Source organism: Arthrobacter sp. S41, from assembly GCF_004320535.1.
GTDB lineage: Bacteria > Actinomycetota > Actinomycetes > Actinomycetales > Micrococcaceae > Glutamicibacter.
Window position 1 is genome coordinate 1,719,847 of record NZ_SIHY01000001.1, and the last position, 21,579, is coordinate 1,741,425.

20 protein-coding genes are annotated in these 21,579 nt (G+C 55.0%); 7 read left to right on the forward strand and 13 right to left on the reverse strand.

Annotated elements, in window-relative coordinates; all coding sequences use genetic code 11:
* Positions 1-3 precede the first annotated feature (3 nt).
* Together EYR88_RS07930 and EYR88_RS07935 are read right to left on the reverse strand one after the other, a co-directional pair.
* On the reverse strand, positions 4-2,460 hold the full coding sequence (locus EYR88_RS07930; protein ID WP_131089102.1) for an excinuclease ABC subunit UvrA: 2,457 nt from the start codon (positions 2,458-2,460) through the stop codon (positions 4-6).
* 53 nt (positions 2,461-2,513) lie between these two features.
* The gene (locus EYR88_RS07935) at positions 2,514-2,894 is read right to left on the reverse strand and encodes a hypothetical protein (protein ID WP_131089103.1); all 381 of its coding nucleotides are present in this window, start codon (positions 2,892-2,894) and stop codon (positions 2,514-2,516) included.
* A 166-nt stretch (positions 2,895-3,060) separates the two neighbouring features.
* Here EYR88_RS07935 and EYR88_RS07940 point away from each other — a divergent pair, with 166 nt between their 5' ends.
* Positions 3,061-3,543 carry a DUF6328 family protein gene (locus tag EYR88_RS07940; protein ID WP_131089104.1) on the forward strand — a complete coding sequence of 161 codons (483 nt, stop codon included), beginning with the start codon at positions 3,061-3,063 and terminating at the stop codon, positions 3,541-3,543.
* Between the two features lie 9 nt (positions 3,544-3,552).
* Here the strand turns inward: EYR88_RS07940 and EYR88_RS07945 are convergent, their stop codons facing one another.
* The 4 genes from EYR88_RS07945 to EYR88_RS07960 form a co-directional block, all read right to left on the reverse strand.
* Positions 3,553-4,359, reverse strand: coding sequence for an oxygenase MpaB family protein (locus EYR88_RS07945; RefSeq protein ID WP_131089105.1), 807 nt, complete (start codon positions 4,357-4,359; stop codon positions 3,553-3,555).
* Between the two features lie 109 nt (positions 4,360-4,468).
* Positions 4,469-7,012 (reverse strand): GH32 C-terminal domain-containing protein, encoded by a 2,544-nt coding sequence (locus EYR88_RS07950; protein WP_242632489.1) that lies wholly within the window; start codon positions 7,010-7,012, stop codon positions 4,469-4,471.
* A gap of 260 nt (positions 7,013-7,272) precedes the next feature.
* Positions 7,273-7,569: an antibiotic biosynthesis monooxygenase gene (locus EYR88_RS07955; protein ID WP_131089107.1), complete on the reverse strand. Its 297-nt coding sequence runs from the start codon at positions 7,567-7,569 to the stop codon at positions 7,273-7,275.
* Positions 7,570-7,615: 46 nt separating this feature from the next.
* The gene (locus tag EYR88_RS07960; RefSeq protein ID WP_131089830.1) at positions 7,616-8,620 is read right to left on the reverse strand and encodes a LacI family DNA-binding transcriptional regulator; all 1,005 of its coding nucleotides are present in this window, start codon (positions 8,618-8,620) and stop codon (positions 7,616-7,618) included.
* Between the two features lie 156 nt (positions 8,621-8,776).
* Here EYR88_RS07960 and EYR88_RS07965 point away from each other — a divergent pair, with 156 nt between their 5' ends.
* From EYR88_RS07965 to EYR88_RS07980, 4 genes are all read left to right on the forward strand, one after another.
* The gene (locus tag EYR88_RS07965) at positions 8,777-9,883 is read left to right on the forward strand and encodes a substrate-binding domain-containing protein (RefSeq protein WP_131089108.1); all 1,107 of its coding nucleotides are present in this window, start codon (positions 8,777-8,779) and stop codon (positions 9,881-9,883) included.
* Between the two features lie 45 nt (positions 9,884-9,928).
* Positions 9,929-10,975 carry an ABC transporter permease gene (locus EYR88_RS07970; RefSeq protein ID WP_131089109.1) on the forward strand — a complete coding sequence of 349 codons (1,047 nt, stop codon included), beginning with the start codon at positions 9,929-9,931 and terminating at the stop codon, positions 10,973-10,975.
* Positions 10,972-11,766 carry an ATP-binding cassette domain-containing protein gene (locus EYR88_RS07975; RefSeq protein ID WP_131089110.1) on the forward strand — a complete coding sequence of 265 codons (795 nt, stop codon included), beginning with the start codon at positions 10,972-10,974 and terminating at the stop codon, positions 11,764-11,766. Before EYR88_RS07970 ends, EYR88_RS07975 begins: the two co-directional genes overlap by 4 nt.
* 112 nt (positions 11,767-11,878) lie before the next feature.
* Positions 11,879-12,817: a carbohydrate kinase gene (locus EYR88_RS07980; protein WP_131089111.1), complete on the forward strand. Its 939-nt coding sequence runs from the start codon at positions 11,879-11,881 to the stop codon at positions 12,815-12,817.
* Between the two features lie 32 nt (positions 12,818-12,849).
* On the opposite strand, the gene EYR88_RS07985 is transcribed toward EYR88_RS07980, so the two are convergent.
* From EYR88_RS07985 to EYR88_RS08015, 7 genes are all read right to left on the reverse strand, one after another.
* Positions 12,850-13,293 (reverse strand): hypothetical protein, encoded by a 444-nt coding sequence (locus EYR88_RS07985; protein WP_131089112.1) that lies wholly within the window; start codon positions 13,291-13,293, stop codon positions 12,850-12,852.
* 159 nt (positions 13,294-13,452) lie between these two features.
* On the reverse strand, positions 13,453-13,836 hold the full coding sequence (rbsD, locus tag EYR88_RS07990) for a D-ribose pyranase (RefSeq protein ID WP_131089113.1): 384 nt from the start codon (positions 13,834-13,836) through the stop codon (positions 13,453-13,455).
* Positions 13,837-13,871: 35 nt separating this feature from the next.
* On the reverse strand, positions 13,872-14,795 hold the full coding sequence (locus EYR88_RS07995; RefSeq protein ID WP_131089114.1) for a ribokinase: 924 nt from the start codon (positions 14,793-14,795) through the stop codon (positions 13,872-13,874).
* 74 nt (positions 14,796-14,869) lie between these two features.
* Positions 14,870-15,808, reverse strand: a complete 939-nt coding sequence (locus EYR88_RS08000; RefSeq protein WP_131089115.1) for a substrate-binding domain-containing protein — start codon at positions 15,806-15,808, stop codon at positions 14,870-14,872.
* A 40-nt stretch (positions 15,809-15,848) separates the two neighbouring features.
* Positions 15,849-16,817: an ABC transporter permease gene (locus EYR88_RS08005; RefSeq protein WP_131089116.1), complete on the reverse strand. Its 969-nt coding sequence runs from the start codon at positions 16,815-16,817 to the stop codon at positions 15,849-15,851.
* A complete protein-coding gene (locus tag EYR88_RS08010; protein ID WP_131089117.1) occupies positions 16,818-18,332 on the reverse strand; it encodes a sugar ABC transporter ATP-binding protein in 1,515 nt (504 codons plus the stop codon).
* 19 nt (positions 18,333-18,351) lie between these two features.
* On the reverse strand, positions 18,352-19,386 hold the full coding sequence (locus EYR88_RS08015; RefSeq protein WP_131089118.1) for a LacI family DNA-binding transcriptional regulator: 1,035 nt from the start codon (positions 19,384-19,386) through the stop codon (positions 18,352-18,354).
* A gap of 264 nt (positions 19,387-19,650) precedes the next feature.
* Between EYR88_RS08015 and EYR88_RS08020 the strand changes: the two genes are divergently transcribed.
* Together EYR88_RS08020 and EYR88_RS08025 are read left to right on the forward strand one after the other, a co-directional pair.
* Positions 19,651-20,328, forward strand: coding sequence for a metal-dependent transcriptional regulator (locus EYR88_RS08020; protein ID WP_131089119.1), 678 nt, complete (start codon positions 19,651-19,653; stop codon positions 20,326-20,328).
* A 200-nt stretch (positions 20,329-20,528) separates the two neighbouring features.
* On the forward strand, positions 20,529-21,488 hold the full coding sequence (locus tag EYR88_RS08025; RefSeq protein ID WP_131089120.1) for an HNH endonuclease family protein: 960 nt from the start codon (positions 20,529-20,531) through the stop codon (positions 21,486-21,488).
* Positions 21,489-21,579 lie beyond the last annotated feature (91 nt).

Genomic DNA, 21,579 nt, shown 5'->3' on the forward strand with positions numbered 1-21,579 from the left:
CGTTTACGAGGCCAGTCGACGCGCAAGATATTGCGCAGTTCGGCTGGCCTTGTTTTGTGCCACCTGTTCTGGTGTGCCCTCAGCAACGATGCGTCCACCGCCGTCGCCACCTGCTGGACCCATATCAATGACCCAGTCACTGGCAGCAACCACATCCATATGGTGCTCAACCACGATCACCGTATTATCTTGATCCACAAGCTGTTGCAACTGGGAGACCAGAAGTTGAACATCGGCAGGATGCAATCCCGTAGTCGGCTCATCAAGCAAATAAAGCGTATGACCACGGCGCTGACGTTGCAGTTCGGTAGCCAACTTGATGCGTTGGGCTTCACCACCGGACATTTCAGTTGCCGGTTGGCCAAGGTGAAGGTAGCCCAATCCGACTTCTCGCAAGGTCGCCAGTGCTCGGGCAGCAGCAGGTATATCAGCCAGAAATTCCTCGGCTTCGGTGACACTGAGTTCAAGAATCTGCGCGATGTTCTTGCCCCGGTATTCAACTTCTAAAGTTTGTTCGTTGTAGCGAGTCCCATGACACTGCGGGCAGGGGCCGTAAGTTCCTGGCAAAAAGAGCAACTCAATTTCCAAGAATCCTTCGCCTAGGCAGTTTTCGCAGCGTCCCCCTGCAACGTTGAATGAGAATTGGCCAGCGTTGTAGTTCCGTTCCTTAGCCAAAGGCAGCTGCGCATAGATTTTCCGGACCGCGTCAAAGAGCCCGGTGTAAGTAGCCACATTTGAACGTGGGGTCCGGCCAATAGGTTTCTGATCCATGAGCACCACACGATTAACCTGCTCAGCACCCGTGATATCTGTAATGGATGCGTGCTCAACTACCTCGGCGTCGTCGTCGGAAGCTTGACTAGCTGCCCCGCCAACGGCTTGGGCCAATGCTCCGGTGACAAGGCTTGATTTTCCTGAACCTGATACCCCAGTCACGCTGGACAAAACTCCCAAGGGGAATTTCGCTTCCACGTCCACTAGGTTGTGCAGATTGATCCCGCGCAGTTCAAGCCATTGTGTTGCCGTCCTGAGCTCACGGCGTGCAACCGGTTCTGGATCCAAGAATTTTCGAGTCACCGACTCTTCAATTTTATTAAGGCCCGCCACGTCCCCGCTGTAGAGAACGCGGCCACCTCCACTGCCAGCTCCAGGGCCCACATCGACTATCCACTGTGCACGGCGAACCACATCCATATTGTGCTCCACCACAAAGACGGTATTTCCTTCCGCTTTGAGTGCAGAAAGTACCTCAATGAGCGGTTGAACATCAGCCGGGTGCAATCCTGCCGATGGTTCATCAAGGACATAGATGACCCCGAAGAGACCTGCGCGTAGCTGGGTGGCGATACGCAATCGTTGAGTCTCACCCGGCGACAGGGTCGGGGTGGCACGGTCCAAGCTCAAGTAACCCAATCCGAGATCTACAAGGACTTCAATCCGACCCAGCAGATCAGCGCTGATGGTGCTCACCACATCGGCTTTCGCTTCACCACCGGCTTGGTGGGCGAAAGGACGCAACAACTGCGCCAGTGCCTGCATGGATTCATTGTTGAATTCAGAGATGTTCAGCCCAGCAAAGCTGACCCGTAGTGCTTCTGGTCGGAAACCGGTCCCGGAACATTCAGGGCAGTCCTGAGAGATCATGAATTCCAGTGCTTTTGCCCGGAGGTTCTCGCTCTTGGACGTCGCGACGGTATGGCGAACATAGCGTTCAGCGCTCCAGAATTTTCCCTTATAGGGTTTGGCAACACGGTCTCGCTCTGGGGTGACTTCTACGACAGGCTGTTCCTCAGTGAATAACAACCAATCTCGTGTTTCTTTAGAAAACTGTTCAAAGGGCAAGTCAATGTCATAGCCCAGGTGTGAGGTGATGTCCCGAAGATTTTTTCCTTGCCATGCTCCGGGCCAAGCCGCGATTGCCCCGTCTCGAATACTCAATGAGGGAACCGGAACCAGAGTCTTCTCGGTGACTGAATGAACTGTGCCTACACCGTGGCACTGGGGGCAGGCACCCACCGCAGTATTTGTAGAGAACGCATCAGAGTCCAGCCGGGAAGCACCCTGAGGATAGGTGCCCGCACGAGAGAACAGCATGCGCACCGAATTCGACAGGGTTGTCAGTGTTCCTACTGTTGAGCGAGAGCTTGCGGCACCACGTCGCTGTTGTAATGCGACCGCTGGAGGCAAACCGGAGATGAACTCAACCTTGGGTGTGTGGCCCTGGGCGATGAGTCGACGTGCGTAAGGTGCTACCGATTCTAGGAAGCGGCGCTGGGATTCGGCAAAAATTGTCCCGAAAGCCAGTGATGACTTTCCCGACCCGGAGACCCCGGTGAAGGCGACCATTGAATCTCGTGGGATCCGCACTTCCACGTTGTCCAAGTTATTTTCGTTGGCACCACGAACATGGATAAATCCGTCCTGCGTGGCCGTTGGCTGAGGCGATGCAAAGCTGTTCATCTTCTCCACAGTATCCGTCCGGTTCAACTCAGCCCAATTTCTGCGTCTGCAGCTCAGTGCCCAGGCTCATCGTCCCAGCTGGTGCAGTCTGCCTCTGGACAGCCCTGCCACGTTTTGGAGAAGTATCCAACAATGGATAGGGCTTCGCGCAGTGGATATCTTTCATCGATTCCACCATGAATCCGTTGTGCTGATTCTTCGAGTGCAAGGTGGAAAAAGCGACAGACTTCGTCGTAGCTCCAAACTTCTGCGGTCAACTCAACAAGCTCACTGTGGGTGAGCATGTGGGCTGGGTTCAGCCCGATATCTATCAAGGTATTGAACACAAATTCTTCGGTTAGCTCGTGGTCCGCTCCGCAGTCACACCACGTGATCCCTCGGCTAGGCATGCTCCAAACATCAAGGCGGCTACTTGAGCTATTTGCCGGCGCCATCGTTTCCTCCCTGGTTAGTTGATGCGGGTCTGCCCAATCTAGCCGTGAGCGCCGACACTTTAGGCTCGCCGACTATATTTGTTAGCAGGTGAGGTGCCAACAATTAACATAGTCTTTGAGATCAGATGGCAGTTTCGAATTGACGATACTTCTCAGGAGTCTTCTAATGAACACACCTTCTTACCCGGATAGCCAAGATAGCGATTCGCACCGCAAGTGGAACGAACTACTTCAAGAAATGCGTGTGATGCAGACCGGCGTGCAGATCCTTGCTGCGTTCCTGGTTGTGCTGCCCTTCCAGGCTAGGTTTGACATTCTCAACCGGCCCGAGGAGATGATCTACATAGCGCTATTGATCGCTGCAACGTTACTAATTCTTCTGATGATTACCCCTGTGGCTGTCCACCGTTATTTCTTCGGTCAACGCCTCAAGGATCAGACCGTCCAGCTGGGCCACATTGTGCTAAAAATCGTTGGCATAGGCGTGGGCCTGCTAGTTTCGGGCTGTGTTTGGTTTGTCCTGCAGGTGCTTTTTGGTTGGCAACTTGGAGCGTGGGTCGGTGGCTCACTGGCTGTAGTCACCCTGTTCCTTTTGCTCGCACTGCCACGGATTTTGATTCCAAGTCACGCACGCGAATCTGGCGACTAATTCCCGAAGCTAAACCATACGATCGATTCGTCGTAGCATCATGCGCATGGGTAAGTGCCTAAGCCGAACAGGCAAGATGCGCGTACCCATGCGCACAAAACTCACCGTCACCCGGTTGCGTCGTTGGACTTTTTGGGTGAGATCAAACCCAAATTGTTCGTGCACTGCCCGCGGCAGTTGAGCGATAGTCACGTCCCGCATCAGCGGTAGCCCTAGCCGAATCCACCACGGCGCATTGCGGCCTAGAAACAATTCGTTGGCTAAGGCTCTTGTTTGATCAGTGACCTTTAAGGACGCCAACGTTGTGGTCATGTACTGGTCAAACTCTTGAAGCGTTGAAGGCCAATAGTCCGTTGGCATTTGCAGGGCATCACCTAGCTGGGCGTATTGCCGATACAGCTGTTCGTCATGCTCAACTTCGTGAGGCAACACTTGAGCGGCGATCACTCGGGCTGAGTCGTAGAGCGTAGCGGCAACCCACAATTGCAACTTGGGATCCAAGGCAGAATAGGCCGGCGTTCCCTTGCCCAGATCCCTCGTGCCGCGCACGTTGCGGTGTGCGTTATCTACATGACGGATCATCTTGCGCTGTTGTTCGGCGGTGCCATTACTGAGCGCATAAATGTAGCCCAAGGTGTGAATTAGCCGGCTAAGTGGGTTGCTGGCAAAATCCGAATGTTCTGCGATAGCTTGGCCGATCTGCGGGTGGGCCAGCTGCATGAGGATTGCGCGTCCAGCGCCTAGTAGCAGGCCGGCTTCCGGGGCAATTCGAGTGAACTGCTCGCGACCTCGGCTTTCAGAACCTTGCTGACTCATGACTCTGATTTTAGGCGTCAAAATAGATGGTTCGCTTAAAAGTGCAGTGTGGATGCTGCCACGAATTTCTTTCGTGGCAGCATCCACACTGGTTTACACCGATGTGTTGCTATTTATCGGTGTTGGTGAACATAGATTGCTGCAATGGGGTGACCTTCAGTGTCTTGAGTTTCGCAGTGCCTCCCTTGGCAAAGAGCGCCAACTGATCTGCTCCCTGGTTCGGGAAGACCTGGTCGGTGAGGGTGCGCTGCCCGTTCTGAGCGAAAACTTCTACCGAAGAACGGTCAAGGTAAACCTGTAGGGTTACCTCGCCATTGCTGTTGAGCTTCACCGGCATTTCTTCAACGGAAGCGAAGTTAGGGTTGAAGCCCACGTTCCCTGAATTGGTGCGGTCAACGTAAACCTTCTTTGAATCTGCGTCGTAACCGATCACTGTTGAACTCTTAGCATCCCCATGTACGGTGATGCCCGAAGTCTTTGCAGTTCCTGGATCAAAGGTCAGATCCACCTTGGCGATAGATCCTGAGGCCTGGGATGGTAGCGTGCGGGTTCCTTCAGCGATCGAGCGATTGCTTTCGATGTAGCTTGGCTTGCTTCCTAAGGTCTTGACCTGGTCAACCGGCTTCTGGGTAAGCCGAGGTCCTTCTGCGGTTTGAGTCAGTCCTACCTGGCGTGGCAGCGAATTTGCACTACGCCACGGATCAGTGGGAATGTCATTGGCATAGTCCCAGTTGTTCATCCAACCAAGCATGATTCGCTGGTCCTGTGGCATGTTCCCGAAGGAAACCGACGCGTAGTAATCACGTCCGTAGTCCAACCAGTCATAGCTCTCCAAAGAGGACTTTGCTGCAGTGTCCGAAAGCGTAAATTCATCGGCAAGGATATGCCCCCAACCGTCCCGATTGTTATCAACAATCTCGATTTGGGCCTGCTTGCCAGCGAACTCTTTAACATTCCATGAGGAGAAGTCCAGGCTCTCACTATCTGAGCCTGTAGTGGTGCGCACGGTCTTATCGTCAACCACCAGATTCACTGTGGTCTCATCTGAGCGTGGAATAACTTGTTCATCGGTCTGAACTAGATTGTCCAAGGTGAGGTGTCCCCAACCGCCGGTAGCCTGATCAACGACCTTGATCTGGGCTTTCTGGCCTTTGTATTGGGCCACTTCCCATGATTTCCAGTTCATTGCCCCGGCGTTGTCTCCGGCGATGGTGTCCACGATCTTGCCGCCCACCAACAACTGCACTTCTAGTTGTTGGCTAGGGTCATTACGCCGGTGTCCACCACCAACGAGCATGCCAATGCGATCCTTAGAGATGGTGAATTCTGGGGAGGTGGCGGTGCCGACCTGGTCATCACCACCGGCACCCACTTCAAAGGTATTAAGTACCTGCGAGCCCAAGGCCATGTTCCCACCCTTGTACGGTAGGTTTTCCGGAACCAGTGCGCCGGTGCCGGTCCAACCAAACGCCGAGAGATCTGATCCTTCAGGAACTTCAAAACCGTCAAAGAGCAGGTCTCCGACCGGAGCCTTATTGTCGCGTTTGTCGCTCACTCGCGCATGTTTACCACCACCCACCAGGAAGTTCAGGTAATCCTGATCAACGGTAAATGGATCGGAGAGCATGGTGCCGATGGGATGATCCCCGCCGCGGAAGGAATTCACCAACCCGGCTCCCTTATATCCGGTCACTTCCTGCTGCCCAGGGACGGTTCCGGCCATCGGCTTGGCACCAAATGGTCCATCCTGATCGCTGGTCGAGTCGTTGGTGACGGTCCACTCTGAGTAGTTGCCGTCGTTAAAGCCTGAGAGAATTTTTCCTTCAGGCATGGTTGGCACTGGCTTGGTGGTGTCGGAGGTGAACGTGGTTCCGTCGAAGTCTCCAACGAAGTATTGTCCTGCAGATCCCCCGGCGACGCCGCCTGGGTTGATGTTCATGACCATAACCCATTTGACGTTCTCCGGGTCCCCATCAATGGCCAGTGGGAACAGGTCCGGGCATTCCCAAACGCCACCGGTGGCGTTGGCTGGTCCGAACTCGCTGAGCTTAGTCCAGTCCTTGAGGTTCGAAGACTTGTAGAGCACTGCCTTGTGTTCGGTGGCTTCCACTGCGGTCATGACCCAGTAGCCCTTGCCGTCTTTGCCGGTGTACCAAGAGACCTTAGGGTCACGGAAGTTTGCCGAGTTTCGGTTAACTACAGGATTGTTTTTGTACTTGGTCCAACTCTGGCCGTCATCCAGGCTGTAGGCCAGTGACTGGGCTTGAAGACCTGCGTGCGGTGAGCCGGCCTTATAGGCGCTGGTGTAGATGGCAATCAGTGGAGGTTTTTTGCTGGTGCCGAATCCTGAGGTGTTGTTTGTATCGACAACAACACTGCCTGAGAAGACATCTTCTTCTGCATCGCCTGCGATGGCCAGAGGCTGCTGTTCCCAATGCACCAGGTCTTTTGAGGTGGCGTGTCCCCAAGACATGTTTCCCCACACGTTGCCCAAGGGATTGTGTTGGAAGTACAGGTGATAAACACCTTTGTAGAAGACCATTCCGTTGGGGTCGTTCATCCAGTTTTTCTCTGGAGAGAAGTGGATTCCGGGACGGTAGGTTTCATCTCCCAAATCGGCAGCAGCGGCAGGAAGAGAGCTAAGAAGCGTCATTCCCAAACTCAGGCTGGCGACGGTGACAAGCGAGATTGATTGCTTAGTTCGAGCAGTACATGTGGGCATTGCTGGGACTCTCTGGTGGAAGGGCGACGTTGCAGACAACGTTGTCGACAGCAAGGACTGTAGGCGAAGTCCAGAGGACAATTCAAGAGTCAAAATCAAATACTATTTATTCAGGTCAACTAAGGTTTTTGGCGCAAAAATACGCCCTGCTGACGGTTCTCAGCAAGGCTCTTATCTTCGCCTAGAAGTTGTTACTCGACCGGTTGCAACCAGGTCAGCTCAGAGCCATCACCCTCAATATGCTCGGCGAGTTCGCCGTTGAATACGGCCCCGTAGTCAGCACTGATGTGATCCTGGAACGCTTGCTCATCTTCATAGACCTCAAATACGAAGTACTCGCGCGGACGCTCTTCACGCACGTACGGAAGGAACAACACATTGCCTGGTTCGTTGCGAACATGTTCGGTGAGCTCGTTCATCAATTCGGCAACGCGCGCCTCATGACCTTCTTTGACGGTGAACTCTGCGTACAAGGTTTTCTGTTCCATGGTTAAGACCTTTCAAAGTGGTGGTTCAAGAAAAATTTAGTGGGTACTACTTCGTGGCTGCTGGTGGAATTTCGCCGGACCCTCGAACGATCATGGTTGTTTCAACCACGTAGGTGCGTGCAGGTTGCGTGTCGCCTTCAATCCTGGCCAGCAAGCGTTCGGCAGCTAGGGTGCCGATTTTTTCCGGATGCTGAGCAATCACGGTGACACCTGGGTCCACCATGTCCGAAAGGGTGAAATCATCAAACCCGACCAGGGCCACCTTGTGGCTTAATCCCAGTTCACGCAAGGCGTGCATGCACCCGAAAGTCACCAGGTTCTGGCTGGAAAATAGTGCGGTCGGCGGGTCATCAGAGCTAAGAACTTCAATAGCCGCCAGTCGCGCGCTTTCAACATCGTGCAGGTTTTCGCGCACGGGAATGCTGGAAGTGCTGATACCTCGTTCCCCTAGCGCCTCAACAAATCCGCGGCGACGTTCTCGTGCAGTTTGAATATCCGTACGGTCACCAAGATAAGCAATCTTTCGATGGCCTATGTCAAAGAGATGCTCCGCTGCCTTAGCTGCTCCGACGGCGTTGTCGGTGACTACGGCATCCGCACTTAGCCCTACGGGTTCACGGTCAATAAAGACCACCGGCAAGTCTCTTGAGTGTTCAGGAATGATATGAGCCTGATTCGCAGCGATAGGCGTAAGCACCATGCCATCAACCCGTCGACCTAAGAAAGCACGGACCAGCGACTCTTCACGTTCTGGCTCATCGTCAAGACTTGCAGCGAATACCGCTACCCCTTTAGACACCAATGCGTCTTCCATAGCGCGATGAATCTCGGCACTAAATGGGTTAGAAACGCTGGGCAGAAGTAGGCCTACCGTTTGGGTTCGCCTGCTTGAGCGCCGCAAGCTTCCGGCAGTGACATCGAGTTCATAGTTCAGTTGCTTTGAGGCAGTGAGAACTTTTTCCCGCGTTGCCTCGGAGACGCCCGCTTCATCATTCATGACCCGCGAGACCGTCTTGACTCCAACACCAGCTAATGCCGCTACATGCCGCATGGTTGGCCGGGACTTGCCACTGGCACCGACACCCGGTTTTGACATCGTTGTCAAAATCTTCCCTCTTTCTATTGACTATGCGATGTGATCCAGATTACATTCTACATGATCACGTTGTCAGGGTTTGAGAAAAGCCCACCCGCAAAGGAGCACCAAATGGCAAGTTTCCCAGCACGTCGCACCCGCACCACCCGCATGCTCGCAGCAGGCGCCGTCCTAGGGCTCGCGGCCCTTTCACTGTCCGCATGTTCAGGTGGCGACTCCGGTGAAGCTTCCGCAGATGGAAAAGTCGGCGTCTCACTGATCGTGAAGACCACCACCAACCCGTTCTTCGTTTCCATGCAAGACGGCGCCAAGAAGGCAGCAGAAACCGACGGTGTTGAGCTGAAGCTGGCCGCAGGAAAGTCTGATGGTGACGAAGCCACTCAGATCCAGGCCATCGAAAACGCCATCTCCGATGGCGACAAGGGAATCTTGATCACCCCCAACGGCCCATCAGTAGTTGACGCACTGCAGAAGGCCCGCGACGCCGGCCTGTACGTCATCGCTTTGGACACCCCACCAGACCCAGCTGACGCAGCTGACATCACCTTCGCCACCGACAACGTTGCTGCCGGTGAGCAGATCGGCCAGTGGACCGCCGCCAAGTTGGACGGCAAGAAGGCAGTCATCGCCCTCGTGGACCTCTTTGATGACAAGCTGGTCTCCGTTGACTACAACCGCGACCAGGGCTTCCTCAAGGGCATGGGCATCGACACCAAGGATGACAAGGCCAACGGTGACGAAGAGAAGTCCGGCAAGTACACCGGCGGCAAGGGCGGCGACTACGAAATCGCCGGCAACCAAGCATCCCAGGGCGCTGAGGACGGCGGCCGTACCGCAATGGAAACCCTGCTGACCGCCAACCCTGACATCAATGTGGTGTACACCATCAACGAACCAGCAGCTGCCGGCGCCTACGAGGCCCTGAAGTCTGCAGGTAAGGAAAAGGACACCTTGGTTGTCTCCATCGACGGTGGCTGCTCCGGTGTTTCAAACGTCAAGGAAGGCATCATCGATGCCACCGCACAGCAGTACCCAGTGAAGATGGCTGAAATGGGCGTCAAGGCTATTTCCGAAATGGCCAAGACCGGCGAAAAGCCAGAAACCACCGATGGCCTGGACTTCTTCAACACCGGCAGCAAGCTTGTGACCGAAGAGAAGGTCAGCGGCGTTGACAGCATCGACGCAGCTGCAGCTTCAAAGATTTGCTGGGGCAAGTAACCCCAACGATTCATCGCCACGTACCAACAAAGATCAGGATTTATCGTGACTCAGCAAAAAACCGCCGGCCCTCCGAGTTCAAGGAAGGGCGATCTGGCAGAAGAATTCATGGATCGCCAGACCACACTCGGAAAAGTACGCCAAGCCCTGCACCGCTACCCAGCCTTGAGCCCAGCGTTGGTGCTGGTTGTCTCGGTGATCGTCTTCGGGCTTCTGAACGAACGCTTCCTTCGTGTAGAAAACCTGTCACTGATTACCCAGCAGGTCTCCGTGGTGGGCACCATCGCCATCGCCCAGACCTTGGTGATCCTCACCGCCGGCATTGACCTGTCGGTGGGTGCGGGCATGATTCTGGCCTCGATGGTCATGGCCCAGCTGGCCGTGAACCAGGGTGTGCCAGGGCTGGTTGCACTGCTGGTGGGTCTGCTCACCGGTCTAGCTACCGGAGCGATTAACGGCTTCTTGGTCACCAAGTTTAAGCTCCCACCGTTCATCGTGACACTGGGAACGCTGAATGTGTACGTGGCGTTGACCTTGCTCTACTCGCACGGTGCCACCGTACGCGGTAGCGATATGCCAGGGCTGCTGACCTGGACCGGTAAGACCTTCCCTATCGGTTCGGTACGCATTTCCACCGGTGTGATTGTGATGATCGCGCTGTACCTGCTGATCGCTTACATCCTGGGCAAGACCGCCTGGGGCCGCCACGTTTATGCCGTGGGTGATGACAAGGAAGCTGCCCGCCTGGCAGGTATCCCGGTGAACAAGGTACTGATGAGTGTGTACCTCTTTGCTGGTGCAGTACTGGCAGTCTGCGCTTGGTTGCAGATTGGCCGTACCAACTCGGCTAGCCCGAACGCAGGTCTTGATCTGAACCTCGACTCGATCACCGCAGTGGTGATCGGCGGTACCAGCCTCTTCGGTGGGCGCGGCTCGGTCTGGGGCACCTTGCTCGGTGCATTGATCGTGGGCGTCTTCCGCAATGGCCTGTCCCTTGCCGGACTGGATGTGCTCTATCAAACCCTGGCCGTTGGTATCTTGATCATCGTTGCTGTGTCCGTTGACCAGTGGATTCGAAAGGCGAAGTCATGACCATGACTGATTCAGTAGCTCCCAACGTAGAAACTCGCGAACCGATCCTGCGAGCCCGCAATCTGGTGAAAACCTTCGGCCGCGTTGTTGGCCTAGACGGTGTCAGCCTGGATCTGTACCCGGGTGAAGTACTGGCCGTCATCGGCGATAACGGTGCCGGTAAGTCCACCTTGATCAAGTGCCTGACCGGCGCCGAGATCCCAGACTCCGGTGAGCTTTATGTCTCCGGTGAGCAGGTCTCCTTTAAGCGTCCCCAGGACGCTAGGATCCATGGCATTGAAACGGTCTACCAGAACTTGGCCGTCTCCCCCGCCCTTGATGTGGCTTCCAACCTGTTCTTGGGTCGCGAACTGCGCAAGCCAGGACTGCTCGGAAGCGTCTTGCGAATGCTAGATAGCAAGGGCATGCGCACCCAAGCCCGCGAGGAGCTGACCCGTTTGGGCATCTCCACCTTGCAGGATGTCACTGTCCCGGTAGAAAACCTCTCCGGTGGTCAGCGTCAGGCGGTGGCGGTGGCTCGTGCCGCTGCCTTCGGTTCTAAGGTTGTGGTGCTCGATGAGCCAACCGCAGCACTGGGTGTACGTGAATCCAACCAGGTACTCCAGCTGGTACGAGATCTGCGCGAGCGTGGTCTGCCAGTGATTTTGATCAGCCACAATATGCCGCACGTATTTGACGTGGCAGACCGAATTCACATTCAGCGTCTGGGCAAGTGCGCTGCCACCATCACCCCGCAGTCACACAGCATGACCGATGCGGTGGCCATCATGACCGGTGCCGCCACGGCCTAAGTTGGGCTAACGCCCTGTACTATCTAGGGGCACTGGGCACGGAACCACACACCGTGCCCAGTGCCCTAATTTCCGCCATTTTCGCCCCACCGCCCAGCTAAGAGAAGACATAATGACTACCAACGCCGCACCAACCCCATCGCACGAGATCCTGGTCATCGGCGAAGCGCTGATCGACATTGTCGCCACCGATCAAGGCTCTGTTGACCACCCGGGTGGTTCGCCTGCCAACGTGGCCTTTGGGTTAGGTCGACTCGGTGTACCTGTTGCACTGCTTACCGCCTTGGGTGATGACGAATTTGGCGCAAAAATTCAGTCACATCTAGCTGCCGCCGACGTACAGTTGCTGCCCGGTTCGGTGAACCTAGAGCGCACTGCTTCGGCGACCGCGGTACTGGCAGCTGATGGCTCGGCCCGCTACGAATTTGATATCAACTGGGATCTCGCACCACACACCATTGACCCGATGCCAAAGATTGTTCATGCCGGATCCATCGCTACCTTCTTAGAGCCTGGCGCTGAAGCCGTGGCGGCACTGTTGGCCCAAGCCAAGGGTCAGGCATTGGTCACCTATGATCCGAATATCCGTCCGGCGTTGGTGGGCGAACACGACTTGGCCCTGTCCACCTTTGAACGTATGGCCTCACTGTGCGATGTGGTGAAACTCAGCGATGAAGACGCCGAATGGTTGTACCCAGAACTAGATCAGCAGCAGGTAGCTACGACTATTCTGGCCCTTGGCCCCAAGCTCGTCGTGCTCACTCGTGGCGGCGACGGAGCAGAACTGACCAGCAATACTTCGCAAGTGCAGATCCCTGCAATTCTCAGCGAAGTGGCCGATACTATCGGCGCTGGAGACTCGTTCATGTCCGCCCTGCTTCATGGCCTGCTCGCACTCGGAACGGCAAATCTGACAACTACGCAGCTCGAAAAGCTGGGCCGCAGTGCCGTCGCCGCAGGCGCCGTAGCTGTTCGTCGCTCGGGCGCCATGCCACCAACTCTCCAGGAGCTGACGGCATTGTTGGAAGAGCAAGAACTAGCTGCGAACTAGTTCTGTCAGATTAGAAAAGTAGCTCAGTAGCACTAGTTTGCACCATGCCGGATTCGAGCCCGTCGCTGCAGTGAGTATTCAATGACTCCCGCGATAACACCGAACAATGCCATGACAATAATGCCAAGCATCGGTGAATAGACGAGGCCAAGGCTGTTATTCCAATCGGCTGTGTCAGCTTGATGGCTGCTCGGATTCCAAGTGGCAATACTGACCACTACACCGAATAGCGTCGCGCCCGCAAAAACTCCTACAAGATCACGAATCACCGAGCGAGTCTTTCTAAGAATTGTCGGCGCAAAAGCAAAAAACATGACAGAGGTAAAGGGAATGAGGACGCCGCCCCACAGGGTGTAGTAACCAAACGGAGTGTCCTGCGACTTACTTACTCCCAGATCGACAAATAATGCTAAAAGTGTGAAAACCGGCAACGACAGAATCTGCGCATAGAGTCGGTTTCTAACGTACGTTTCCAACCCTGTGGACCTTTCAAAATATGCGGAACAGCTGTGATTCATCTAATCGGCAACTTCGCTGTTCGGCCCTATGCATTGGTGCCACAAGTTACGACAAGCCATCTTGCCAGTCTTTTATGGGCCGGTACCTTTATCGTAGTCACCGGCATGCCAGGAGTACTAAAAAGCGACTCCACAGTGCAATATCACGTTGGCGTAGGGAGTTGATTCCCCGGTGCGCACAATGATTTTGGCTGCAGGCAGTTCTGCTTTGAGCTCTTCATGGGAGATGAATCCAGGCTCCAGCCCCTTGCTCTCGCAGAGCTCTTGGACTGAACTGTCTTTGGCTTCCGTAGCCAAAGTGCTGTGCTCGATCACCATATTGCGGACCAGCACATCAAGCACCTGCTCAAAGCTCAATAGACCTTGGACCAGAGCCAGGTCGATCACCGTTGGTCCTTTGGGAAGCGGCAAACCACAGTCGGCAATCACCACGGTATCGGTATGGCCACAGGTAGCCAGCGCTCCAAGTAATGGCGCGTTGAGAATTTCAGATTTCAGCACGAAGGCTTCCTTTGAGTCTTGCTTAAAAAGTTGTTTTAGAGGTTCTTGATCGAACGCGGGTAGGAAGCTTGGGCACCGTGTGCCTGTACCGTCAGGGCCGCAAATTTACCGGCAAATTCTGCGGCCTGAGCAAGGTCGTCACCATGAGCTAGCCGTGCCGCCACGGCACCGGTGAATGCATCACCGGCACCGGTGGTATCTACTGCTTTGACCTTTACCGCGGGCAGTGCACGAACTTGGACCCCACCATTGTCTAGGGCCACACGGTCCGCAACTAGGCAGCCGTTGGCCCCGAGCGTGATGACCACGCTGGCGATGCCCTCTTCCACCAGCATGTTGGCCAGTCGCTCATACTTGCCATCAAATTCACGGGCTGGGTGCGGGTTCAGCTGCTGGAGCACCGCTTCAGCCTCATGCTCGTTGACTACCAAAGGGTTGGCCTTGAGCAGGTACTCACGTTCCAGTTCAATCACTGGTGCCAGGTTCAGCACAATGCGATCGGTGGCCGCATCCATCGCGGCTTTGATGCCGGAAGCAGGGATTTCACCTTGTAGAACCAGAATGCCGTTAATAGCCCCTGCTGCTTTGACCGCCTCCTCGGTGACGGTGGAGTTGGCTCCTGAGACCACGGCGATGGAATTTTCTGCCGCCGAGTCCACCTGAATAATGGCCACACCGGTCGGTTCGCTACTTCGGGCCACCCGGTCCAGTTTCACGCCTGCTTCTTGCATTTGACCCAAGGCAACTTCAGAGTGTGAATCGTTGCCTACAGCGCCGATGAATTCGGTAGCCGCTCCGGCCAGTTGAGCAGCCAAGGCTTGGTTGGCACCTTTGCCGCCGGGTGAGAGTTGGTAGGAATTAGCCAGCACGGTCTCTCCTGGGCTGGGCAAACGTGCCATCAACGCGGTGATGTCTACATTGCTTGAGCCCACGATGGTGACCTGGATGTCCTGCTGCATGGTTATTTCCTTCTGATTCTCTCAACCGGCGGCCGCTGAATGCCGGTGTTTAGCTTGATACTGCTACTTGAAGATTACTTGCCGGAGTACTCTGCGATGTTCTTCGAATCAACAGTATCTACTGCAACCTGCGCATTAGCCTCAACGTCTTCACCGTTAATAGCCTTGGAGAGCATCTGCACCGACTGCTTGCCCAACTCTGCTGGGTTCTGCGCGATGGTTGCCACCATGCTGCCAGCCTTCACTGCTTTGAATCCGTCTTCGGTGCCATCAAAGCCCAAGACCTTTACGCTCTTGCCGGCCTTATCGCCCAAAGCCTGAATTGCGCCCAATGCCATTTCATCGTTCATGGCCAGTACGCCAACGGCGTCTGGGTTGGATTGCATCAGGTTGGTGACTACGTCCAGGGCTTCGGCACGGTCAAAGTTAGCGGTCTGCTTGGAAACAACTTCGATGTCTTTGAACTCTTTGAGACCCTTGGTGAATCCTTCACCGCGTTCGTTGGTTGCTGAGGCACCAGGAACGCCTTCAAGAACGATGATCTTTCCCTTGCCCTTGAGCGACTCGGCCAGCGCCTTAGCTGCCTGTTCACCACCGGCCACGTTATCTGAGGCGACAAAGGAAGCGACCTTGGTGTTGCCTACCGCGCGGTCCACTGCAACGATTGGCAAGTTTGCCTTCACCACTGGGGCCAGGCCGGCTTCTGCGGTTTCAGTATCAACAGCGTTGATGATGACGCCAGCGGAACCGTTGGTTGCAGCGGTAGCCAGCTGGTTGGCCTGGGTAGCGGAGTCGTTCTGTGCATCTACTACAGAAAGATCCATGCCCAAAGCATCGGCTTCAGCCTGAGCGCCGTCTCGCAGGTCCACGAAGAATGGGTTATTCAAGGTGGAAACTGCCAAGGTCGCCGAAGCTCCGTCGGCTGCGGTTTCGCCACGGTTGCAGGCTGCCAAAGAGGCAGCAAGGCCGAGTGAAAGGGTGATGGCTGCGGTGGTGCGAATCAGTTTTTTCATGAGTTGTTCTCCTTTGAACAGAGGCTGAGTATTTGAAAAATTAGTGTTTGACGTTCTTACGGCGCAGCACGTCAAAGCCGACGGCAATCGCGATAACCGCGCCAATAACTACTTGCTGCCAGAAAGCGGAAACTGAGAGCAGGTTCAGGCCGTTACGAATGACGGCTAGGACCAAGGCACCGATGAGCGTGCCGGAAATTCGTCCGACGCCACCTGAAAGCGAAGCGCCACCGATGACGACGGCTGCAATGGCGTCCAGTTCGTAGCCTGATGCCAAGGTTGGCTGCGCCGAATCCAAACGACCAGCCAAGATCATGCCCGACAGTGCGGCGAACAGTCCGGAAATCACAAAGACGGTCACCAATACACGCTTGACTGGGATACCCGAGAGTCGAGCCGCTTCGGTATTGCCACCTACCGCAAAGGAATTCTTGCCCATGACGGTCCGGTTTAATACGAAGGCAGCCAGCAAACCGGAAACTACCAAAATGATGATTGGCATAGGGATCGGACCAAGGTCATCACCTAGCCAAGACACCGAGGAAGCGGTGGAAATTGGACGGCCGTCGGAGATGACCAAGGTCAAACCGCGAACCACCGTGAGCATTGCCAGCGACGCGATGAAGGTAGGCAACTTACCGTAGGCGCTCATTGCGCCGGTGACCCAACCCGAAAGAGCACCGATGGCCAAACCGACGGGGATAGCCAGAGCATCTGGCAGACCGGAGGTGGTCACTGCATAGGAAGAACCCATGGCAGAAAGGGCCGCGACCGAACCGACCGAGAGATCAATGCCGGCGGCAACAATCACGAAGGTCATGCCAAAGGCCATCACTGCGATGGTGGAAACCTGGATGCCAATGTTCAGCAGGTTAGGCCCGGTCAAGAATCGAGGTGTGGCGATGAAGAGGGCTAGGCAGAGAATTACCAAACCAACCAGCGCGCCGTTATTGGCCAAGAATGCTTTGAAATCGAAGCCCTTCTTCGGGGCAGTAGCTACGCTGCTCATTTACTTAATTCCCATCTCTTCTTCGCGATGCACATTGCTAATAGCCAGGGCCATGATGGCGTCCTGGGTTGCTTCTTTAGTGGATAGTTCTCCGGCGATCCGCCCTTGGCTCATCACCAAGATGCGGTCAGACATGCCCAGTACTTCGGGCAGCTCGCTGGAAGCCATTAAGACACAGCCTCCGGAGGCCGTGATTTCGTTGATTAGTTCGTAGATTTCTACCTTGGCGCCGACGTCCACGCCACGGGTGGGTTCATCGAGCAGTAGCACCTTCGCCCCTGCAGTGAACCAGCGGCCAAACACTGCCTTTTGCTGGTTGCCACCGGACAATGAACGGATTGGCGCATCGATGCTGCCCATGCGAATGCGTAGGCGCTCAGCGACTTTCTGTGCACGAGCCTTCTGACCCTTGCGATCCACCAGACCATTTTTTGCGGTGGCAGCCATGGTGGCGTAACCAATGTTTTCGGCTACCGACGCATCAAGGACTAATCCCTGAGTTTTGCGGTCTTCAGGAACATGTCCGATCCCCGCGCGGGTAGCGGCCGCCACGTCATAGCTGGTTAGCTTTTTACCCGACACCTTCACAGTGCCCGATGCGTACTTGTCAGCCCCTGCGATGGCCCGAATCAACTCGGTACGCCCAGCGCCCATCAACCCAGCCAGTGCGACAACTTCACCGGGACGAATCTGCAGTGAGATGTCCTTGAGCGCTCCTTCTGACAGGTGCTCAACGGTCAATAACGGCTGTCCGCTGACATCGGTGGCTACGCGTGGGAACTGTGCATCGATATCCCGGCCGACCATCAGACGAACAAGTTCATTTTCGTCGGTGTCCGCAGGAACTGTGGCGATAAATTTACCGTCGCGCAGTACGTTGACGTAGTCACCGATGGCGGCGATTTCATCGAGGTGGTGGCTGATGAAGACCATGCCAACACCTTGGGTTTTCAGCTGGTTGACCACACGGAACAGGTGCTCGATCTCCGTGGTGGTCAATGCTGCGGTGGGCTCATCCAAGATCAGCACTCGCGCATCAAGACTCAAGGCTTTGGCGATTTCCACCAATTGCTGCTGGGCTAGGCCCAACTCCCCCACCGGGGTGTTCACGTCTAGGTCCAGTTCCAGCTTGGCCAATGCATCGCGGGCAATCTTACGCATTTCACGGCGGTTGATAATACCGAATTTGCGGGGCACTCGTCCCAGCGTGATGTTCTCGGCGATAGTCATCGACGGGACCAGATTTAGTTCCTGGTGAATGGTCGCGATACCTAGCGCCTCGGAGGTCTTGGTGTCGCGGATCCTTACGGGCTGTCCCTTGAACAGGATCTGCCCCGCATCAGGTTCATGCACGCCTGCGATCATTTTGATCAGCGTGGACTTACCTGCACCGTTTTCGCCGAGCAGTACCGAGACTTTGCCGGCATACACTTCGACTGTCACGTCCTCGATGACCTGTACTGGGCCGAACGACTTGCAGACCTTGTCCAGGACCAGCAGAGCGTCATTACTCATTTTTGTTCCTTCCATGCACCTACGCGCCGGTAGTTTCCGGGGCTTGGGCGAGGGACGCCCGGTTGGCGAATTGGCTAATAAATTCTTGGGGTTCTGGTTCATTGCTGCCCATCACAGCTTGCAAGGCAGTGACTGCTGCACGACCCATTGCGCGCAGGTCATGGCTGATGGTTGCAATCGGCGGATGGTGCATGAGCATCGCATCCACCTCGTCAAAAGCGATGACCGATAGTTCCGGGCCCACCCGAACTCCGGCCTCGCGCCAAACTGTGAGAGCACCGATAGCCATAGGCGCATCTGCGATGATGACCGCAGTGGGTTTCAGCGGGTGGTTCAGCAGCCAGCGAGCTCCGTCCGCGCCTGACTCGGCTTGGAAGTCACCGGCGAAGTGCAGATTTGCGTTTGATTCCAGAGCATTTGCCAGCAGCGCGTCATCAAAGGCACGGTGGCGTTCACGAGCGGTGGAAGCGTGGGCTGGTCCACCGAGGAAGGCGATATTTCGGTGGCCCAATTTTTTGAGCTCACCAATTGCCTCCCCCAATGCTTCGCTACTTGATGCTGAAACGGAAGGAACGTTCAGTTCAGGAAGTGTGCGGTCCACAAAGACCATTGGAGTACCTGAACTGATGATCCGCTGCATCATTTCGCTAGGGCGTTCGTCTTCTTCGTCCAGTCCCTGAGGAACCACGATGAGACCGTCTACTCGACGCGAAAGCATTGCAGCGAGGAACTGGTCCTGCTGGGCGGTGTCTTCATTGGCGTTACCAATGAAAGTCATCATGCCGGCCGCCAGCGCTTGCTGTTCTACGGCATGAGCCAAATCAGAGAAGTAGGGGTTGCGCACATCAGAAATCAGCAGTGCGATGGTGTCAGTTTTGGTGGAGCGAAGGGAACGTGCCTGAGCGTTGGGAACGAAGCCCAGATTCTTGGCAGCGGCTTCAACTTTTTCGCGGGAATCGGCAGAAGTTGCAGAGTGTCCGGAGAGAACGCGCGAGGCAGTGGCCGAAGATACTCCGGCTGCCAGTGCCACGTCTTTGATGGTGACGGCGTTCATCGCGTTAAGCCCCTTTGCTTACGTGTAATCGATTCCATGGAATCGATTACACAGTCTCCACCACGCGGAAAACATTGTCAACACCAACGATCTCAAGATCCAACTAGCCCAGCGATCATCTCCAAAATTATTGATGTTGATCTGAGGCTTTATCACGCATGTCGCACAGCGCACTTAATAATTCAGATTTATTCACGCACAAAAACGACAATCAACTCACTACTTTTCACACCACGCCACCGACCGATGACTATGATTGAAAACGTGTCGGTAAACCAGCTCTCAGATAGCGCGCAAAACTATCTCAAGATCATCTTTGGACTCACTGAGTGGTCCAGCGATCCAGTGACAGCCAGCGTCATTGCGGCCAAAGCTGGCATGAAGCTTTCCACGGTCTCCGGCGCATTGAGTAAGCTGCGACAGCAGGGTCTTTTGAACCATGCTCCATACGGTGCCGTCACCCTCACCAACTTAGGCCGTGGCTACGCGATGACCATGGTTCGGCGCCATCGATTAGTTGAGACTTTCCTTGTCCAGATGCTTGGCTACCGCTGGGACCAGGTGCATGACGAGGCCGAAAATCTAGAGCACGCCGTCTCTGATTTCATGATTGAGCGCATTGACGATCTTCTAGATCATCCGACCCGTGATCCTCATGGCGATCCCATTCCCACCGCAGAAGGCCACATCAACATCCCAGAAGCGATCAATCTCAGTGACGCCGTCGACGGCAGCCGCGTCGTAGTTGAGCGCATTGCTGATGATGATTCGCAGCTGCTTCAGTATTTCTCAGATCAAGACATCCGAGTTGGAGTTCAGCTCAGCGTTTCGGTTGCAGAAGATTTCTCTGACACCGTCACCGTCAAGGTCGCTGGGAAAAAATCAACCGCTCAGCTCGGAACCCGTGCAAGCACCGCAGTTTGGGTCTCCCACGTAGCTTGATGCGGTACCTACAAAGCATTTGTCGAAGCTTTCAAATGCTGCGCTAACACAAGTAACAATCCTCGAACGGCTTATTTGTCGAAATGTGGATTAGAGTAAGAATCAACCAAACTTACTGAAAAGTTCAAGTTTCTTTTCCTTGGATCGATCCACCGAGTTTTGGTCATCACTCGTATTCCTTCCTGCCGAAAGACTTCACCTTGCCAAGGAAAATCTTTGCCCTTCTCTGCGCTGCGATTCTGGTTCTCGCCGGTTGCAGCGCCCCAGCAGATTCGCCGTCGTTGGCCAGCCTTTCTGAAACAGTTCCAGCACCGTTGACCACAGGTCAGACCTTGGTCATCGAACGCGCTTCGACCAGCTCCAAGAAGGTCAGCGCCGGACCCAAGCTCAACGGTCCCAAGGCCACGACTATGCTCAAATCGCTACCGGTCAAGGGTAAAGCTGCCGCTACTGGATACAACCGAAACAAGAAATTCGGCAACGGTTGGAAAGACTTCGACAAGGACAAATGCGACGAACGCCAAGACACACTCTCACGAGATATGTCTAAGGTGAAGTTCAAGGACCGAAAGAAGTGCACGGTCGCTTCCGGTACGTTGAACGACAAGTACACCGGCAAGAGGATCAATTGGAAGGTCAAGTCTGGCAGCGTCGATATCGACCACGTGGTCGCCCTGAAAAATGCGTGGATTTCCGGTGCGCAGAAGCTTTCACAATCTCAGCGTCAGGCCCTAGCTAACGATCCGCTGAACCTTATTGCTGCTGATGCGTCCGCTAATCGCCAGAAGGGCGAGAAGAATACAGCTGAGTGGTTGCCAAAGAATAAGAGCTTCCGCTGCCAATACGTGGCCACACAAATTAGCGTCAAGAAAAAGTACGCGCTTTCGGTGACAAAACCCGAAAAGAACGCCATGACCAAGGTGCTGAACTCTTGCAGGAACCAAAAGGGCGCCAAAGTCACCGCAATTAAGCCTGCTGGTTCAACGCCAAAAACTACTCCAAAGAAGAAGACCACAAAGTCCCCTGGCACGGTCAAGGGCACCGTACATCCCGGTTCTTACTGCAAGAACGTGGACAAGGGCAAGCGTGGAAAATCTGCCGCAGGCAAGCTGTACACCTGCAAATACGATGCCAACGGAAAGCTTCGCTGGCGCGCATAATCAAGAAATGAACATGGCGGAGGTCCTTGACCTCCGCCACGTTCATTTCTGCTGAAGCGACAACCGATTCGTTGATATTCGAGAACTTGAT

Coding starts and splice junctions, on each gene's coding strand:
- EYR88_RS07930 (WP_131089102.1), bottom strand. CDS start 2,460: ATGAACAGCTTTGCATCGCCTCAGCCAACGGCCACGCAGGACGGATTT.
- EYR88_RS07935 (WP_131089103.1), bottom strand. CDS start 2,894: ATGGCGCCGGCAAATAGCTCAAGTAGCCGCCTTGATGTTTGGAGCATG.
- EYR88_RS07940 (WP_131089104.1), top strand. CDS start 3,061: ATGAACACACCTTCTTACCCGGATAGCCAAGATAGCGATTCGCACCGC.
- EYR88_RS07945 (WP_131089105.1), bottom strand. CDS start 4,359: ATGAGTCAGCAAGGTTCTGAAAGCCGAGGTCGCGAGCAGTTCACTCGA.
- EYR88_RS07950 (WP_242632489.1), bottom strand. CDS start 7,012: ATGACGCTTCTTAGCTCTCTTCCTGCCGCTGCTGCCGATTTGGGAGAT.
- EYR88_RS07955 (WP_131089107.1), bottom strand. CDS start 7,569: ATGGAACAGAAAACCTTGTACGCAGAGTTCACCGTCAAAGAAGGTCAT.
- EYR88_RS07960 (WP_131089830.1), bottom strand. CDS start 8,620: ATGCGGCATGTAGCGGCATTAGCTGGTGTTGGAGTCAAGACGGTCTCG.
- EYR88_RS07965 (WP_131089108.1), top strand. CDS start 8,777: ATGGCAAGTTTCCCAGCACGTCGCACCCGCACCACCCGCATGCTCGCA.
- EYR88_RS07975 (WP_131089110.1), top strand. CDS start 10,972: ATGACCATGACTGATTCAGTAGCTCCCAACGTAGAAACTCGCGAACCG.
- EYR88_RS07980 (WP_131089111.1), top strand. CDS start 11,879: ATGACTACCAACGCCGCACCAACCCCATCGCACGAGATCCTGGTCATC.
- EYR88_RS07995 (WP_131089114.1), bottom strand. CDS start 14,795: ATGCAGCAGGACATCCAGGTCACCATCGTGGGCTCAAGCAATGTAGAC.
- EYR88_RS08000 (WP_131089115.1), bottom strand. CDS start 15,808: ATGAAAAAACTGATTCGCACCACCGCAGCCATCACCCTTTCACTCGGC.
- EYR88_RS08005 (WP_131089116.1), bottom strand. CDS start 16,817: ATGAGCAGCGTAGCTACTGCCCCGAAGAAGGGCTTCGATTTCAAAGCA.
- EYR88_RS08010 (WP_131089117.1), bottom strand. CDS start 18,332: ATGAGTAATGACGCTCTGCTGGTCCTGGACAAGGTCTGCAAGTCGTTC.
- EYR88_RS08015 (WP_131089118.1), bottom strand. CDS start 19,386: ATGAACGCCGTCACCATCAAAGACGTGGCACTGGCAGCCGGAGTATCT.